This window comes from Pseudomonas sp. SC11, assembly GCF_047039205.1.
Lineage (GTDB): Bacteria > Pseudomonadota > Gammaproteobacteria > Pseudomonadales > Pseudomonadaceae > Aquipseudomonas > Aquipseudomonas boreofloridensis.
The window spans coordinates 2276960-2292720 of the sequence record NZ_CP178183.1 but is presented as its reverse complement, the minus strand read 5'-3'; the positions used below and the strand labels follow the sequence as shown (position 1 = coordinate 2292720).

Here is a 15761-nt window from a genome sequence, read left to right as displayed (position 1 = left end):
CTATGGAATTCACCACTCAACACTTCATCGCATTGGCGCCGATGCTGATCACCACCCTCACCACGGTGGTGGTGATGCTGGCGATCGCCTTCAAGCGCAATCACTCGCAGACCTTCCTGCTGTCGACGGTGGGCCTGAACCTGGCCCTGCTGTCGATCCTGCCCGCCTTGAAAGTGGCACCACTGGCGGTCACCTCCCTGGTGACCATCGACAAGTTCGCCTGCCTGTACATGGCGATCGTCCTGGTGGCGACCCTGGCCTGCGTGACGCTGGCCCACGCCTACCTGGGCGAAGGCGCCAAAGGTTTCCCAGGCAACCGTGAAGAGCTGTACCTGCTGCTGCTGATGTCGGCCCTGGGCGGTCTGGTGCTGGTCAGCGCCAACCACCTCGCCGGCTTGTTCATCGGTCTGGAACTGCTGTCGGTTCCGGTCTATGGCCTGGTGGCGTATGCCTTCTTCAACAAGCGCTCACTGGAAGCCGGCATCAAGTACATGGTGCTGTCGGCTGCGGGCTCGGCCTTCCTGCTGTTCGGCATGGCGCTGCTGTACGCCGATGCCGGCAGCCTGACCTTCGACCAGTTGGGCAAGGCTTTGGCCGCGACCAGCATGCCGAGCCTGCTGGCCCAGCTGGGCCTGGGCATGATGCTGGTTGGCCTGGCCTTCAAGCTGTCGCTGGTGCCCTTCCACCTGTGGACCCCGGACGTCTACGAAGGCGCTCCGGCGCCAGTGGCCGCGTTCCTGGCCACCGCCAGCAAGGTCGCGGTATTTGCCGTGGTGGTACGTCTGTTCATGCTCTCCCCTGCTGCCAGCAGCGGCGTGCTGAGCACCGTACTGGCGGTGATCGCAGTAGCCTCGATTTTGGTCGGCAACTTGCTGGCACTGACCCAGAGCAACCTCAAGCGGCTGCTTGGTTACTCATCCATCGCCCACTTCGGCTACCTGCTCATCGCCTTGGTGGCGAGCAAAGGCCTGGCCATGGAAGCCATGGGCGTGTACCTGGTCACCTACGTGATCACCAGCCTCGGCGCCTTCGGCGTGATCACCCTGATGTCCTCGCCCTACGCCGGCCGTGACGCCGACGCGCTGTACGAGTACCGCGGCCTGTTTTGGCGTCGTCCGTACCTGACGGCGGTGTTGACCGTGATGATGCTGTCACTGGCGGGTATTCCGCTCACGGCAGGCTTCATCGGCAAGTTCTACATCATCGCCACCGGTGTGCAATCGCAACTGTGGTGGCTGGTCGGGGCCCTGGTGATCGGCAGCGCCATCGGCGTCTACTACTACCTACGGGTCATGGTCACCTTGTACCTGGCCGAGCCGAACCTGCGCAGCCACGATGCACCGCTGCGTTGGGAACAACGTGCCGGTGGCGTGATGCTGCTGGCCGTGGCGATCCTCGCCTTCGTGCTGGGCGTGTACCCGCAGCCGCTGCTGGACCTGGTCCAGCAGGCTGGACTGCACCTGGTCGGTTGATACACTGACCGCAAGACAAGACACCCCGCTTCGGCGGGGTGTCTTGTTTCAGGAGCAGGCACTGCGCCAGGCATCGTCCAGCCGAGGTCAACCGCTGCTCGCGCGATCCCTTGCCGGACACTGCGCCCTGTGCAGATTGAGCGCGGTGTTGATGATACCGATGTGACTGAAGGCCTGGGGGAAGTTACCCAGCATGCGCTGCCCGATCGGATCGTATTGCTCGGCCAACAGACCGACGTCGTTGCACAGTCCGGTCAAATGGTCATACAACGCCTGGGCCTGCTCCTGGCGCCCCAGCAACACATAAACGTCCGCCAGCCAGAACGAACAGACCAGGAAGGTACCTTCCCCAGGTGTCAGGCCATCGCCGCCACTGTCGGTGTCGTAGCGCAGCAACAGGCCGTTGTTCATCAGCCGCTGCTCGATCTGCTCGAGCGTGCGCAAAAAGCGCGGATCCTCGGCAGGCAAAAAACCGGTGAGCGCAATCTGCAACAGGCTGGCATCCAGATCCTTGGAGCCGTAGGCCTGGACGAAATGCTGACCACTGGCATCGAGTCCCTGTTCACAGACCTCGCGATGAATCTGCTCGGCCACCCGCCGGTAATGCTGTCCCTGCTCGCGGCCCTCTTCGGTGGTTTCAGCCAGACTCGCCGCGCGGTCGAAGGCGACCCAGGCCATGACCTTCGAATGCACGAAGTGCTGGCGCCCGCCGCGCACCTCCCAGATGCCCTCGTCCGGTTCACGCCAGATGCTCTCGACATAGGGCATGATCAACCGCGCGATGGCGGCGCTGCGCGGGTGTCGTGGTAGACCCCCTTTGAGCGCCTGACTCATGGCATCGGCCACTTCGCCATAAATGTCCAGTTGCCGCTGCCCGGAGGCGGCATTGCCGACCCGCACGGGACTGGAATGCTCATACCCGGCCAGCCAGGGCAAGGTGAACTCGGCCAGGTCACGCTCGCCCGCCAGGCCATACATGATCTGCATCTGTTCCGGATTGCCGGCCACCGAGCGCAGCAGCCATTCGCGCCACGCCTGGGCTTCGTCGAAGTAACCGAGGTTCATGAACGCCAGCAGGGTCATGGTCGCATCTCGCAGCCAGCAGAACCGGTAGTCCCAATTGCGTTCGCCGCCGATACGCTCGGGTAACGAGGTGGTGGCCGCAGCGACGATCCCACCGGTCGGGGCGTAGGTGAGCGCCTTGAGGATCAACAGCGAACGACGCACCAGCGCGCTGTTCGGGCCGATGTCGGGGCAGCGTGCAGCGAATGACTGCCAATGACTGATGGTGTGGGCCAGCGCCTCGTCGGCGTCGAAGTCCGCCTCGTCCGGCAGGTGCGAAGGCTGATGACGCAAGGCGAACACCTGGCGTTCGCCCGCGCCGACCCGGAATCGGCAGACGCTGTGGTGGTCCATGGCATGCAAACCCACCGTGCTGCGCAGGATCAGCCGGTCGGGCCCGGCGACCGCGCTGAGACTCAGCGGATCGAGCCGCTCCACCCACGGCACGCTGCGGCCATAATCGAAGCGCATCACCAGATCGAGTTCGAAGTGGGTCTGCCCGGAAATGCCCTCGACGATACGCACTACGGCGTTCTGTTCGCCCATGGGCATGCAATCCAGCACCCGCGCCTGACCCGCGGCGGTGGTCCATACGGTTTCCAGCACCAGCGTGTCATCCAGATAGCGCCGCGTGCACTGCTGCACAGGATCGCTGGGCGCCAGGCGCCAGCGTCCGTTCTCCTCATTACCCAACAGCGCAGCAAATACCGCAGGTGCGTCGAAACGCGGCAGACACAACCAGTCGATCGAGCCATCGCGGCTGACCAGAGCGGCGCTGCGGCAATTGCCGAGCAAAGCATAGTCTTCGATGTGCGCGGGCATTGGGGCTCCTTGGGAAAGCGCTTCGGTTCGTTCTGCGTGTGACCACGGCAATGGCCGCTTTGCGCCATCGGTCGAGGCGCGGGCTGCCCAGCCGGACAAATCCTGCAACACGTCAACGACGCCTAGCGGTGCACATGGCACACTGTGGCGCTTCATTCCCTGTCCAACCGTGAAGGATCACCCTGCCCCATGTCCTCTGACCTGCTACTGGTCCTCGGCCTGCTCGCTGTCGTCGTCACCCTGTTCATCGTCAACCGTCCGCGCATGGACGTGGTGGCGCTGCTGGTGATTCTGTTCCTGCCACTCTCCGGCATTCTCACCGTCGAACAGGCCCTGGCAGGCTTCAGCGATCCGAACGTGGTGCTGATCGCGGCCTTGTTCGTGATCGGCGAAGGTCTGGTGCGTACCGGCATCGCCTACCGTATCGGCGAGTGGATGAGCGAACGCGCCGGCCGCAGCGAGGCGCGCTTACTGGTGCTGCTGATGGTGGCGGTGGCCGGGCTTGGTGCAGTGATGAGTTCCACCGGCGTGGTGGCGATCTTCATCCCAGTGGTGCTGAGCATTGCCGCGCGCCTGAAGCTGTCGCCCAGCCGGCTGATGATGCCGTTGAGCTTCGCCGGTCTGATCAGCGGCATGCTCAGCCTGGTGGCGACGCCGCCCAACGTGGTGGTGCACAGCGAACTGGTGCGCCATGGCCTGGCCGGTTTCAGCTTTTTCAGTTTCACCCCGTTCGGGCTGGTGGTGCTGGTGCTCGGCATTGGCTACATGCTGCTGACTCGCCATTGGCTCAACGGTGAGGTACGCAAGGATGGACGCAGCGAGACTCGCCGGACCCTGCTCGACTTGGTGCTGGACTATAAACTCAGTGGTCGCGAGCGCCGCCTGCGCATTCGCCCGCACTCGCCCCTGATCGGGCATACCCTCGGCGAACTCGAACTGCGGACTCGACACGGCGCCAATGTGGTCGGTATAGAACGCCAGCACAAGTTCACCACCCGGGTGATCGCTGCTGATTCCGGCACTGTGCTGCACCAAGGCGATGTGCTGCTGCTCGATCTGTTCGCCAATCACGACAACCTGCGCAGCCTGTGCCAGGCCATGCAACTCGAACCCCTGCATTTCAAGGCCGCCTACTTCATCGATCAATCGCAGGAAGTGGGCATGGCTGAGGTATCGCTGCCGCCGGGTTCGCAACTGATCGGCAAAAACCTCCTCGAACTGAGCTTCCGTAGCCGCTACGGCCTCAACGTCGTCGGCCTGCGCCGCGAGCAGAACGCAGTGCAGACGCCCCTGGTAGAAGAGAAGCTGCGCCTGGGCGATACCCTGCTGGTCATCGGCCCGTGGAAATCGGTACGCCAGTTGCAAGCCGAGCCTCGGGACTTCATCGTCCTGAGCCTGCCCGCGGAAATCGACCAGGTGGCGCCAGCTCGCGCCAGGGCGCCGCAGGCGCTGGCCAGCCTGGCGGTGATGATCGCCTTGATGGTGAGTGGCCTGGTGCCCAATGTCATCGCGGCACTGATCGGCTGTCTGCTGATGGGCGCCGGGCGCTGTATCGACATGAACAGCGCCTATCGTGCCATCCACTGGCAAAGCCTGGTGCTGATCGTCGGCATGCTGCCGTTCGCCCTGGCCCTGCAGAAGACCGGCGGTATCGACCTGGCGGTGACGGCGCTGGTGAGTCTGCTCGGTGGCGCCGGGCCGCAGGCCATACTCGCCTGCCTGTTCGCCCTTACGGCGCTGATCGGCTTGTTCATCTCCAATACCGCCACCGCAGTGTTGATGGCCCCGGTGGCAGTCAGCACGGCGCAACAACTGGGGCTGTCGCCCTATCCCTTCGCCATGATCGTGGCGTTGGCTGCCTCGGCAGCCTTCATGACGCCCGTCTCCTCACCGGTCAACACCTTGGTGCTGGGCCCCGGGCAATACCGCTTCGCCGATTTCGTCAAAGTGGGCGTGCCGTTCACACTGCTGGTCATGGTCGTCAGCGTGGTCATGGTGCCCTGGTTTTATGGTCTGTAGCGCACAACGCTCAAACTCGAGCTGCGATGAACGGATATCACCGAGGATAGGTGCCAAATAATATCCAATTGACATCAATTCATCGCTTGAACCACACTTCACGCCGTGCCCCAGGTGTTGCCGCAGTCGTCCTGGTCTACCTTTTCGCTTGTGGTCGAGCTCATGGTTTTTCCAGCCCATTCGCGCCTGTTGCCTGCGTTGCTGCTGTTCGGTCTGACCTTCGCCTTGACCCTCGGGGGTATCCTGGCCCGGCCGATCGAATCGCTGTCGCTATTCTGGCCTGTGAACGCGGTGCTGGCCGGAGTGCTGCTCCGCCATCCTCGCCACGGCAGTTTCGTCGGCATTGCGCTGATGTACCTGGCGATGGTGGGTGCCGATCTGTTGTGCGGCAGTCAATGGTATCCGGCACTGTGGTTCAATCTGTGCAATGTTGGCGCAGTCATCACCTTCTGGCGTCTGTTGGTCAACTTGCCGCGCCAGCATCGGCGTCTACGCACCCCTCATGGCGTACTGCGCACGTTCGCCGCCTGTGCGGCCGGCGCGATGGTCGCCGCCACGCTCGCCTGCCTTATGGCAACACCCTGGTTCGACCAATCGCTGCGCTCGACCTGGATGGCCTGGTTCAGCGAGCAGTTCTCCACCAGCGTGCTGGTCTTGCCGATCATGCTCACCGCGCCTTCCCTGCCTGCCCTGCTGCGCAGCAGTGGCCAGCGGATCAGCCTGTCTCCCCTGCTCATGCTGCTGGCCTCGTTGGCCCTGAGCATCGGCTTCGGCGGTCCGGGTGCGATCGCCTTCCCGATCTCGGCCTTGCTGTGGTGCGCCCTGAGCTATTCACCGTTCCTGCTTTCGCTGTTGACCCTGACCGCAGGAAGCACGCTGATCGTGGCGGTTGCGCAGAACCTCATGCACTTCAGCATGCCGCAGAGCCAGGCCGGAGTGACCGCCTTGATGTCCGCACGGTTGGGCATCGCCATGTTGGTGCTCGGCCCGTTGATCGTGGCGTGTATCAGCCACGCCAACCGCGCGCTGCTGGCGCGCCTGGCTCACCAGGCGAACGTCGATCACCTCACCGGTGCCCTCACCCGCAGTGCTTTCACCCGACAAGCGAACGCCTTGCTGGAAGGCCGTCGACAGCACAGTCAGAGGCTGCCTTTGACCCTGATGATGCTCGACATCGACCATTTCAAGGCGATCAACGACCGGCATGGCCATGCGGTTGGAGATCAGGTTCTGCGTGAATGCGCCCAGGTACTGCAGGCGCAGTTGCATGACGGCGAACTGCTTGCCCGCCTGGGCGGCGAGGAGTTCGCAATCGTCGTGCCGGGGCTGCTCCCGGAACAGGCCAGCTTCACCGCCGAACGCTTGCGCCGCGCCGTTCAGGAGTTGCAGGTGCGTGAGGGCGAAGAGCAACTGCGCGTCACCGTGAGCATCGGCATCAGCGGTTGCAGCGATCAGCGCCCGGCCTCCAGCCTGGACAACCTGCTGGCCGACGCCGACCAAGCGCTGTATCGGGCCAAGGCGCAAGGTCGCAACCGGGTGGAGCAGGCCCAGCGCCAGGTGATTTGAATCGCCGGCCGCCTGAGCCGTATCAGGAGCCGTCACGCCGCTGAGCTAGCCCTCACACGCTGTACAAATTCTGCTCAATCTAACGAAGCCCGCTCCCCCTCTGGTCTCCAGCGCTTTATCCACAGACCTGCCCACGTTTTCTGTGGACAGAATTCCCAGGCAGGAGAACGACTTATCGCACAGCGTCCGTCGCTGATGCTTTTCCAGTGAGACAGCTTCACGCACAAACGCCGCGAGCCCGTCTCAACCAGAGACAGGCTCGAAAGGCTGTAGTAATGGGAGTTTCAACTCGGAGGAATGGTGCCCAGCAGGCCAATCGCAATTGTCAGCAGCAGGAAACCACCCAGGAAAAACGCAAGCTTGCCCATTGGAACCTCGAGACAGTAGGGACTGATTGGCGGAGCTGCCCACTACGGTTGCAGTGCAGCCCCGCTTGCCCTGCGCATGATGCTTGGCACTACAGGGCTTGGGGGCTATTGTCAGGCCTGCACTGATACGGTTACAGATTCAGCTTTGCGGAAAAAAAGCATATCAGATGCCGTGCGGCACACGCCTTTCAGTCCAGTCGACGCAACTTGTGCATCGGCAGCCAGCCCAGCTCGCCATTGCGCTGCCTGCGGCACCACAACCAGCCATTGAGCGGCCGCAACCCGACCATGACCTGACCGGGATCGACGTCCAACTCATGCGCCGAATACGGCTCCAACGCCCTGCCCTCGCCGACTCCCAGGCGCTCTATCACCTGCGCTGGTACCCATCCCGCCTCCTGACCTGCACAGTGGCACAGGTACCAATCCTCCCAGCCTTTGTCTCCCTCATAGCGCTGACCGATCTGCAAGCGCACGCCCTGTGCGAAGCTGATGGGTTTCGGATACTCGCTGCGATGCCTTTCGATGACCACGTAGTTCACACGCCACTCCTTGGCTGAATGAGAAGATGCCCAACGTCGGTTTACAGTGCCATGACCATTTCGTGCCAGGCCATCCCGCCATGCTCGGAGCTGGACGGCTGCACATAGCGATAGCCCATCTTTTCGTAAAGACCAACATGTCGATCCTTACACATCAGATGAATGGTCGACTTGCCGCGCTCGCGCATCTGCTCGACGAAGCGCGCCATCAACTGCGCGGCCAGTCCACGCCCCTGGAACGCCGGATCGACCACCACCGACATGATCACCACATTGGCAGCCTGCGCATCATGCCCGATCAGCTCTTTGAACGCCTCGTCGGACATCACGACTTCATGGGCGCAACCACTGTTGATGAAGCCGGCGATCTGGCCGTCCAACTCCAACAGCAAAAACCCTTCAGGGTACTGGGCGATACGGGTGGCGATCTTTTCACGGGTGGCGGCTTCATCGCCTTCGTATGCGCTGGTTTCTATCTGGTAGCAGCGATCCGTGTCGGCAGGCGTGGCGCAACGCAAACGAATGGCGGTCATGACGTTTTCCCTGGTGCGAATTTCGGAGGTCGACATCCTAACCGCAGCGGCGCCGTCACGCATCGTCATATACCGCGAAGGCCTGCTTATAGTGGTTGATAGCTCAGTGCTATGTATCGATAATCTCGCGCCTTAACCTGCTAGGGACTCTCCGATCAAGTCAGCACCATCTGACCTGTGCTGAAATAGCCCTCCGTCCAACTGCCCTCTACAAGCCCGCCGTTCCATGAGTCAGATGAGCTTTTCCGATTTCGAGTACGCCGGTAAGCGCAAGCAAACCCGTCGCGAGCGTTTCCTGGTCGAGATGGAACAGGTAGTTCCGTGGAGTGAGTTGGTGGCGTTGATCGAGCCTCACTACCCAAAGGCTGGCGGCGGCCGCAAGCCGTATCCACTGGAAACCATGCTGCGTGTTCACCTGCTGCAGAACTGGTTCTCGCTGAGCGACCCAGCCATGGAAGAGGCGCTGTACGAGATCACTTCAATGCGCCAGTTTGCGCGACTGACGCTCAGCGCTCCGATCCCCGAAGACACCACCATCATGAATTTCCGGCACCTGCTGGAGAAGCATCAGGTGGCGGCAGGCATTCTGGAAACCATCAACAATTACCTGCGAGACAAGGGCCTACCGTTGCGCCAGGGCACCATCGTCGACGCGACCATCATCCACGCGTCCAGTTCGACCAAGAACAAGGAATGCAAACGCGATCCTGAAATGCATCAGACGAAGAAGGGGAATCAGTATTTCTTTGGCATGAAGGCGCATATCGGTGCCGATGCTGCGTCGGGCCTGGTGCATCACGTCCATGGCACAGCGGCGAATGTGGCTGATGTCACAGAGGTCGCTCACCTGTTGCATGGCGACGAAAATGTCATCTGTGCCGACGCGGGTTATACCGGGGTGGAGAAGCGGCCAGAGCATGAAGGAAGGCCGGTGATCTGGCAGATTGCGGCTCGTCGTAGCACCTACAAGCACTTGAGCAAACGCAGCGTGCTCTACAAAGCCAGACGCAGGATCGAGAAGGTCAAAGCGCAGGCGCGAGCGAAGGTCGAACATCCATTCCGAGTGATCAAACGTCAATTCGGGTATGTGAAAACCCGCTTCCGTGGCTTGGCCAAGAACACGGCGCAACTGACCACGCTGTTTGCCCTGCCGAATCTGTGGATGGTGCGCCGGCAATTATTGCCGGCCGCGGGAGAGGTGCGCCCGTGAGGGCAGATAACCAAGGCATTGCCTTGGTTATCCAATAATCAGCGGCTGAAAATCGGGCTTTTCGGCATCCCTGAGTCGCCCATTTCCGTCTGATGGGCAACTTGTTCGGAGTTTCCCTGAGTGAGCTATCGCTGTAGTCGGTGGTCCCTGAGGGGGAAGGCTTGAGTCGATCCATCGGATGGATAAAAACGCAAAAGCCCTGACTAGTCAGGGCTTTTGGCAAAAAATATGGCGGAAGCGTAGAGATTCGAACTCTAGGATAGTTGCCCATCGACGGTTTTCAAGACCGTTGCCTTAAACCACTCGGCCACGCTTCCAGCGCGTTCAGCGGCGGCAATCATACCGTAATGAAACAAGCTGTCAAACTCTCTATGTCGCCGGTTGCGAAGGCTCTGTTATGATCTTTGCATCTGAACGTTTCAAACCCACAGGATCCACAGGAGTATCGCCATGCGCGAGCAGGATTACGCCGTACATCACGGCCAGCAGGTCGAGCAGCAGGAGGTCAGCAAGGTCCTGCGCAACACGTACAGTCTGCTGGCTCTCACGCTTGCATTCAGCGGTGTCATGGCCTTCGTCGCCCAGCAGATGCGCGTCGGCTACCCGAACGTGTTCGTGGTGCTGATCGGCTTCTACGGTTTGTTCTTCCTGACCGCCAAGCTGCGCGATTCGGTCTGGGGCCTGGTCTCCACCTTCGCCCTCACCGGCTTCATGGGCTTCATTCTCGGGCCGATCCTCAACCGCTATCTCGGCATGGCCGGCGGCGCCGAAGTCGTCAGCTCGGCGTTTGCCATGACCGCGCTGGTGTTCGGTGGTCTTTCCGCCTACGTACTGATCACGCGTCGCGACATGAGCTTCCTCAGTGGCTTCATCACTGCGGGGTTCTTCGTACTGCTGGGCGCAGTTGTGGCGAGCTTCTTCTTCCAGATCAGCGGTCTGCAACTGGCGATCAGCGCGGGCTTCGTGCTGTTCTCCTCGGTCTGCATTCTGTTCCAGACCAGCGCTATCATCCATGGCGGTGAGCGTAACTACATCATGGCGACCATTAGCCTGTATGTTTCGATCTATAACTTGTTCATCAGCCTGCTGCAGCTGTTTGGCATCATGGGTCGTGACGACTGATCGACATTAGCTCATCGCCAGGAAAGCCCGCTTCGGCGGGCTTTTTCATACCCACTCTCCTCTATCCCTTCTTCTCCCTGCCCCGTAGAATGCGTTCCTTTTTTGCTTCCGGGCGTTTCCCATGAGCTCAAACGAACACGAGCCAGGTGCAGCAGCGCCTGCCAACGAACTGGTTCTCGGCCTCGAAGACAAGCCGAAACTGATGATAGGCCTACTGGCTGCGTTGCAGCATCTGCTGGCGATCATCGTGCCGATCGTGACCCCAGGTCTGCTGATTTGCCAAGCACTGGGCGTGTCGGCGCGAGACACCAACCTCATCGTATCCATGTCCCTGGTCATCTCCGGAATCGCCACCTTCGTTCAGTGCAAACGCTTCGGCCCTTTCGGTGCCGGACTGCTGATCGTGCAGGGCACCAGCTTCAACTTCGTCGGACCACTGATCGCCGGTGGCGCGCTGATGGTCAAGCAGGGCACCCCCGTCGAGGGCGTAATGGCAGCGATCTTTGGCGTAGTGATCGCCGGCTCGTTCGTAGAGATGGGCGTGTCGCGCATCCTGCCGTTCATCAAGCGTCTTATCACGCCGCTGGTGACGGGTATCGTGGTGCTGATGATCGGCCTGACCCTGATCAAGGTCGGTCTGATCAGCATGGGTGGCGGCTTTGCAGCGATGGGTAATGGCACCTTCGCCAATGGCGAGAACCTGCTGCTGTCAGGCGTAGTGCTGGCAATCATCGTGGTGCTCAACCGTGTGCCAATGGTGTGGATGCGCAGCTGCGCCATCGTCATTGCCTTGGCGGTTGGCTATGCCCTGGCGGGCTATCTGGGCCGTCTGGACTTCACCGGCATGCATCAGGCCGCGGTGTTCCAGGTTCCAGTACCTCTGCACTTCGGCCTGGGGTTCTCCTGGGCGCTGTTCATTCCGATGCTGGTCATCTACCTGGTGACCTCGCTTGAAGCTATCGGCGATGTGACGGCCACCAGCAAGGTTTCACGCCAGCCGGTCCAGGGACCGCTCTGGATGCAGCGGATCAAGGGCGGGGTACTGGTCAACGGCGCTAACTCTCTGCTGGCCGGGCTGTTCAACACCTTCCCCAGTTCGATCTTTGCGCAAAACAACGGGGTGATTCAGCTCACCGGCATTGCCAGCCGCCACATTGGCGTCTGGATCGCGTTTATGCTGGTGCTGCTGGGACTGTTCCCAGCCGTGGCGGGAATCATTCAGGCGGTGCCTGAACCGGTGCTGGGCGGGGCGGCAATGGTAATGTTCGGTGCGGTCGCAGCCTCCGGTATCAATATCCTGGCCAGTACACATCTGGACCGTCGGGCGCTGTTGATCATCGCCGTGTCACTGGCGCTCGGGTTGGGCGTTGCGCAAGTGCCGGAATTCCTGGCCCATATGCCCGCGGCGCTGCGTAACGTACTGGAATCGGGCGTGGCCACCGGCGGTATTTGTGCCCTGGTGTTGAACTGGTTCCTGCCGGACACCCACGCACGCACTTGATCTATGCGTGCTCCAGACAAGGCCCGCGCCCACAGGTGCGGGCTTTTTGCTTTATCATGAGCGCATTTACTTGCCCGAGCTTTCCATGAAATTCGCCATCGCGGTGTTTTCTCCAGCCCATGCGCCCTCCTCGCGCCGTGCGCTACGCTTCGCTGAGGCGGTGCTGGACGGCGGGCACCAGATTGCCCGGCTGTTCTTCTATCAAGACGGCGTCCACAGCACTTCGAATACCATCGTTTTTCCTCAGGATGAGCGGGATGTGGCCGCACAGTGGCGCGCGTTCGTCAGTGATAACCAGCTCGACGCTGTGGTCTGCATCGCGGCTGCGCTGCGCCGGGGTGTGCTCGACGAAGCAGAGGCCAACCGCTACCAACGCCCTGCCGTGAACCTGTCTGAGCCTTGGGAGCTGTCCGGTCTTGGGCAGTTGCATGAAGCTGCGCAAGTGGCGGACCGCCTGGTCTGTTTCGGAGGCGATTGAAATGGCCAAGTCCCTATTGATCATCACCCGCCAGGCTCCTTGGGCAGGTATGACCGCGCGCGAAGCACTGGACATCGCCCTAGCCGGGGGCGCCTTCGATTTGCCAATCGGCATGCTGTTTCTCGATGATGGCGTGTTCCAGCTCGCCAGCGGCCAGCAACCAGCAGCGCTGCAGCAGAAAAATCTCGCGGCCAACCTGCAAGCGCTGCCGATGTTTGGCGTCGACGAGTTGTTCGCCTGCGCGCGTAGCCTGCAAGCGCGCGGATTGGATACCCACTCGTTGGAATTGCCAGTGCAGGCACTCGACGATGCAGCCCTTTCAGCCCTCATCGCCCGATTCGATCAAGTGATAACGCTCTGATGAAAACATTACACGTCATTAGCCATTCCCCCTTCGGTGATAGCCGCCTGCCCAGTTGCCTGCGACTACTGGGCACCCAGGACGCATTGCTGCTGTGCGGTGATGCAACTTACGCTCTCAAGGCCGATAGCGAACCCTTCCGCGCGCTGCGGTCCGCAGATCTGGAGGGCCGCCTGTTCGCGCTTGATGAAGACCTGCAAGCCCGTGCCATTTGTGGCGAGCCCGCACAGGCTGTGGACTACCCAGCCTTCGTCGAACTCTCGCTGCACTACGATAAGGTCAACACCTGGTTATGAGCATTCTGACTGCTGGCGATCGCACCATTGGGTTGGACAAGGATGGGTTCCTGCTCGATCTGCAAGCGTGGTCCGCCGACGTCGCCGAAGTGCTGGCCGCACGAGAAGGTATCGTCCTCAGTGCGGAACACTGGGAAGTCCTCGAACTGCTGCGTCAGTTCTACGAGGAGTACCAACTCTCTCCCGCTACCCGTCCGTTGATCAAGTACGCAGCGCTGAAACTCGGCCCGGACAAGGGCAATAGCCCCCACCTGAACCGTCTGTTCAAGGGCACCCCTGCGAAATTGGCCGCCAAGCTAGCCGGCCTGCCCAAGCCGACCAACTGCATATGAGCGAGCCGATGAACCCGACCCCGCTTAACGTGCACACGCCGGCCGAACACCCCTTCGCCGAGTTCGTGCGCATTCTTGGCAAGGGCAAGCGCGGCGCGCGCGGCCTGACCCGCGAAGAAGCCCGCGCGGCGATGACGATGCTGCTCGAAGGCAAGGTCGAGGACACCCAGCTCGGCGCGTTCCTCATGCTGCTGCGACATAAGGAAGAAAGTCCGGAGGAGCTGGCAGGCTTCACACAAGCGCTGCGCAGCCAGGTGCAAGCACCACCCCTGGCAGTCGACCTGGACTGGCCAAGCTACGCCGGCAAGAAGCGTCACCTGCCGTGGTATCTGCTCGCGGCCAAGTGCCTGGCCAACACCGGCGTGCGCATCTTCATGCACGGCGGCGGCGCTCATACCGCCGGGCGCTTGTATACCGAGCAGTTGCTCGGGCTGCTCGATATCCCTCTGTGCCGCGACTGGCAAGCGGTGGCCAACAGCCTTGACCAGCGCGGCCTGGCATTCGCCCCCTTGCAAGACTGGGCACCGCAATTGCAGCGCATGATCGACCTGCGCAATACCTTGGGCCTGCGTTCACCCATCCACTCGCTGGCCCGTGTACTCAATCCGCTCGGCGCTCGCCGCAGCCTACAGAGTATTTTCCATCCGGGTTACCAGGCCGTTCACCGCGAAGCCAGTCGACTGCTCGGTGACTCCGCGCTGGTGATCAAGGGCGATGGCGGTGAGATCGAGGTCAATCCAGACGTTGTCAGCCATCTCTATGGCACCGATGACAGCCTGGCCTGGGACGACGAATGGCCAGCGTTGAGCGCCCAGCGTCACGTCAAACCGGCAAGTCTGGACCCACACCACTTGCTGGCGGTGTGGCGCGCAGAGGCGCATGACAGCTACGGCGAGTTGGCAGTCATAGCGACCATCGCCCTCGCGCTACGTGGGCTCGGACAAGACCGTGAGCAGGCCTTCAGTAACGCTCGAGAGGCTTGGCAGGCGCGCAATACATCTGGTTAATCGATCAAAAGCAGGCGATCTTTGCACTGGTCGCTCGAACGATATTCCATAGACTGGTCTCCAATCACCAAATGACCTGGCTATTGGAGCGCTCACATGGGCCTTTTGATCGATGGCCGCTGGCATGACCAGTGGTACGAAAACAGCAAGGACGGCGCTTTTCGTCGCGAAGACTCGCAACGCCGCGGCGCGTTGCCAGTTGCCGAAGCGGGACGCTATCACCTGTACGTTTCGCTGGCGTGCCCCTGGGCCCATCGCACCCTGATAATGCGCACCCTCAAAGGCTTGCAACCCTTGATCGACGTCTCAGTGGTCAGTTGGTTGATGGGCGAGCATGGCTGGACCTTTGACACCGCGCAGGGCTCGACCGGCGATGCGCTCGATGGACTGCAGTACCTCTACCAGCGCTACACATCGGACGATCCGCACTACAGCGGCCGCGTTACGGTGCCGGTACTGTGGGACAAGCAAGAGCAGCGTATCGTCAACAACGAGTCGGCGGAAATCATCCGCCTCTTCAACACCGCCTTCGACGCACTGACCGGCAACCGACTGGATCTCTATCCGGAGATGCTGCGCAGCACCATCGACGCGCTGAACGAACGCATTTACCCGGCCGTGAACAACGGCGTTTACCGGGCAGGCTTTGCCACTACCCAGCACGCCTACGAGGAAGCGTTCGACGAGGTGTTCGACGAGCTGGATCGCCTGGAAACATTGCTGGACACACGCCGGTACCTGGCCGGTGAATACCTGACCGAAGCCGATGTACGATTGTTCACTACGCTGGTGCGTTTCGACGCCGTGTACCACGGCCACTTCAAATGCAACCTGCGTCGCGTAGCCGATTACCACAACCTCTCGAACTGGCTACGGGAGCTGTATCAGTGGCCAGGAATCGCAGATACCGTGGATATGCAGCATATCCAGAATCACTATTACCTCAGCCACAAGACCATCAATCCGAACGGCATCGTACCCAAGGGACCGCAGCAAGACTTCGGCTTGCCACATGACCGGACGCGCTTGCCGGGTAACGGCATTTTTGAAGCGTAGAACCTAACGGGGCC

General features: G+C 61.3%; 15 protein-coding genes and 1 tRNA gene. 12 read left to right on the top strand and 4 right to left on the bottom strand.

Features of this window, described 5'->3' with window-relative positions:
* Window positions 1–2: 2 nt before the first annotated feature.
* Entirely contained in the window at window positions 3–1472 is a 1470-nt protein-coding gene (gene nuoN, locus ACK2SD_RS10600; protein WP_029614119.1) for an NADH-quinone oxidoreductase subunit NuoN, read from the top strand.
* Between the two features lie 87 nt (window positions 1473–1559).
* On the opposite strand, the gene ACK2SD_RS10595 is transcribed toward nuoN, so the two are convergent.
* Window positions 1560–3356 (bottom strand): glycoside hydrolase family 15 protein, encoded by a 1797-nt coding sequence (locus ACK2SD_RS10595; RefSeq protein WP_412462079.1) that lies wholly within the window; start codon window positions 3354–3356, stop codon window positions 1560–1562.
* A 189-nt stretch (window positions 3357–3545) separates the two neighbouring features.
* On the opposite strand from ACK2SD_RS10595, the gene ACK2SD_RS10590 reads away from it, so the two are divergent.
* Complete coding sequence (locus ACK2SD_RS10590) at window positions 3546–5375, top strand: SLC13 family permease (protein WP_412462078.1); 1830 nt, start codon at window positions 3546–3548, stop codon at window positions 5373–5375.
* A gap of 162 nt (window positions 5376–5537) precedes the next feature.
* Window positions 5538–6941 carry a diguanylate cyclase gene (locus tag ACK2SD_RS10585; protein WP_412462077.1) on the top strand — a complete coding sequence of 468 codons (1404 nt, stop codon included), beginning with the start codon at window positions 5538–5540 and terminating at the stop codon, window positions 6939–6941.
* 556 nt (window positions 6942–7497) lie between these two features.
* Here the strand turns inward: ACK2SD_RS10585 and ACK2SD_RS10580 are convergent.
* Window positions 7498–7851 carry an SH3 domain-containing protein gene (locus ACK2SD_RS10580; protein WP_029614122.1) on the bottom strand — a complete coding sequence of 118 codons (354 nt, stop codon included), beginning with the start codon at window positions 7849–7851 and terminating at the stop codon, window positions 7498–7500.
* Between the two features lie 41 nt (window positions 7852–7892).
* On the bottom strand, window positions 7893–8384 hold the full coding sequence (locus tag ACK2SD_RS10575) for a GNAT family N-acetyltransferase (RefSeq protein ID WP_412462298.1): 492 nt from the start codon (window positions 8382–8384) through the stop codon (window positions 7893–7895).
* Between the two features lie 226 nt (window positions 8385–8610).
* On the opposite strand from ACK2SD_RS10575, the gene ACK2SD_RS10570 reads away from it, so the two are divergent.
* Window positions 8611–9594: an IS5 family transposase gene (locus ACK2SD_RS10570; RefSeq protein WP_412462076.1), complete on the top strand. Its 984-nt coding sequence runs from the start codon at window positions 8611–8613 to the stop codon at window positions 9592–9594.
* 229 nt (window positions 9595–9823) lie between these two features.
* Here ACK2SD_RS10570 and ACK2SD_RS10565 read toward each other — a convergent pair.
* Window positions 9824–9911: transfer RNA gene (locus tag ACK2SD_RS10565), tRNA-Ser, on the bottom strand.
* Window positions 9912–10044: 133 nt separating this feature from the next.
* Between ACK2SD_RS10565 and ACK2SD_RS10560 the strand changes: the two genes are divergently transcribed.
* The 8 genes from ACK2SD_RS10560 to ACK2SD_RS10525 all read left to right on the top strand — a co-directional run bounded on the left by ACK2SD_RS10560 (window position 10045) and on the right by ACK2SD_RS10525 (window position 15747).
* Window positions 10045–10716 (top strand): Bax inhibitor-1/YccA family protein, encoded by a 672-nt coding sequence (locus ACK2SD_RS10560; protein ID WP_029614455.1) that lies wholly within the window; start codon window positions 10045–10047, stop codon window positions 10714–10716.
* A 121-nt stretch (window positions 10717–10837) separates the two neighbouring features.
* A complete protein-coding gene (locus tag ACK2SD_RS10555; protein WP_412462075.1) occupies window positions 10838–12217 on the top strand; it encodes a nucleobase:cation symporter-2 family protein in 1380 nt (459 codons plus the stop codon).
* A gap of 85 nt (window positions 12218–12302) precedes the next feature.
* The gene (tusD, locus tag ACK2SD_RS10550; RefSeq protein WP_412462074.1) at window positions 12303–12695 is read left to right on the top strand and encodes a sulfurtransferase complex subunit TusD; all 393 of its coding nucleotides are present in this window, start codon (window positions 12303–12305) and stop codon (window positions 12693–12695) included.
* A 1-nt stretch (window position 12696) separates the two neighbouring features.
* Window positions 12697–13056, top strand: coding sequence for a sulfurtransferase complex subunit TusC (gene tusC / locus ACK2SD_RS10545; RefSeq protein ID WP_412462297.1), 360 nt, complete (start codon window positions 12697–12699; stop codon window positions 13054–13056).
* Window positions 13056–13352 carry a sulfurtransferase complex subunit TusB gene (gene tusB / locus ACK2SD_RS10540; RefSeq protein WP_412462073.1) on the top strand — a complete coding sequence of 99 codons (297 nt, stop codon included), beginning with the start codon at window positions 13056–13058 and terminating at the stop codon, window positions 13350–13352. Before tusC ends, tusB begins: the two co-directional genes overlap by 1 nt.
* Window positions 13349–13684 (top strand): TusE/DsrC/DsvC family sulfur relay protein, encoded by a 336-nt coding sequence (locus ACK2SD_RS10535; protein WP_317872505.1) that lies wholly within the window; start codon window positions 13349–13351, stop codon window positions 13682–13684. Before tusB ends, ACK2SD_RS10535 begins: the two co-directional genes overlap by 4 nt.
* An 8-nt stretch (window positions 13685–13692) precedes the next feature.
* Entirely contained in the window at window positions 13693–14691 is a 999-nt protein-coding gene (locus ACK2SD_RS10530) for a glycosyl transferase family protein (RefSeq protein ID WP_412462072.1), read from the top strand.
* A 96-nt stretch (window positions 14692–14787) separates the two neighbouring features.
* Window positions 14788–15747 (top strand): glutathione S-transferase family protein, encoded by a 960-nt coding sequence (locus ACK2SD_RS10525; protein ID WP_412462071.1) that lies wholly within the window; start codon window positions 14788–14790, stop codon window positions 15745–15747.
* The last annotated feature ends 14 nt before the right edge of the window (window positions 15748–15761 follow it).

Coding starts and splice junctions, on each gene's coding strand:
- nuoN (WP_029614119.1), top strand. CDS start 3: ATGGAATTCACCACTCAACACTTCATCGCATTGGCGCCGATGCTGATC.
- ACK2SD_RS10595 (WP_412462079.1), bottom strand. CDS start 3,356: ATGCCCGCGCACATCGAAGACTATGCTTTGCTCGGCAATTGCCGCAGC.
- ACK2SD_RS10590 (WP_412462078.1), top strand. CDS start 3,546: ATGTCCTCTGACCTGCTACTGGTCCTCGGCCTGCTCGCTGTCGTCGTC.
- ACK2SD_RS10585 (WP_412462077.1), top strand. CDS start 5,538: ATGGTTTTTCCAGCCCATTCGCGCCTGTTGCCTGCGTTGCTGCTGTTC.
- ACK2SD_RS10575 (WP_412462298.1), bottom strand. CDS start 8,384: ATGACCGCCATTCGTTTGCGTTGCGCCACGCCTGCCGACACGGATCGC.
- ACK2SD_RS10570 (WP_412462076.1), top strand. CDS start 8,611: ATGAGTCAGATGAGCTTTTCCGATTTCGAGTACGCCGGTAAGCGCAAG.
- ACK2SD_RS10560 (WP_029614455.1), top strand. CDS start 10,045: ATGCGCGAGCAGGATTACGCCGTACATCACGGCCAGCAGGTCGAGCAG.
- ACK2SD_RS10555 (WP_412462075.1), top strand. CDS start 10,838: ATGAGCTCAAACGAACACGAGCCAGGTGCAGCAGCGCCTGCCAACGAA.
- tusD (WP_412462074.1), top strand. CDS start 12,303: ATGAAATTCGCCATCGCGGTGTTTTCTCCAGCCCATGCGCCCTCCTCG.
- tusC (WP_412462297.1), top strand. CDS start 12,697: ATGGCCAAGTCCCTATTGATCATCACCCGCCAGGCTCCTTGGGCAGGT.
- tusB (WP_412462073.1), top strand. CDS start 13,056: ATGAAAACATTACACGTCATTAGCCATTCCCCCTTCGGTGATAGCCGC.
- ACK2SD_RS10535 (WP_317872505.1), top strand. CDS start 13,349: ATGAGCATTCTGACTGCTGGCGATCGCACCATTGGGTTGGACAAGGAT.
- ACK2SD_RS10530 (WP_412462072.1), top strand. CDS start 13,693: ATGAACCCGACCCCGCTTAACGTGCACACGCCGGCCGAACACCCCTTC.
- ACK2SD_RS10525 (WP_412462071.1), top strand. CDS start 14,788: ATGGGCCTTTTGATCGATGGCCGCTGGCATGACCAGTGGTACGAAAAC.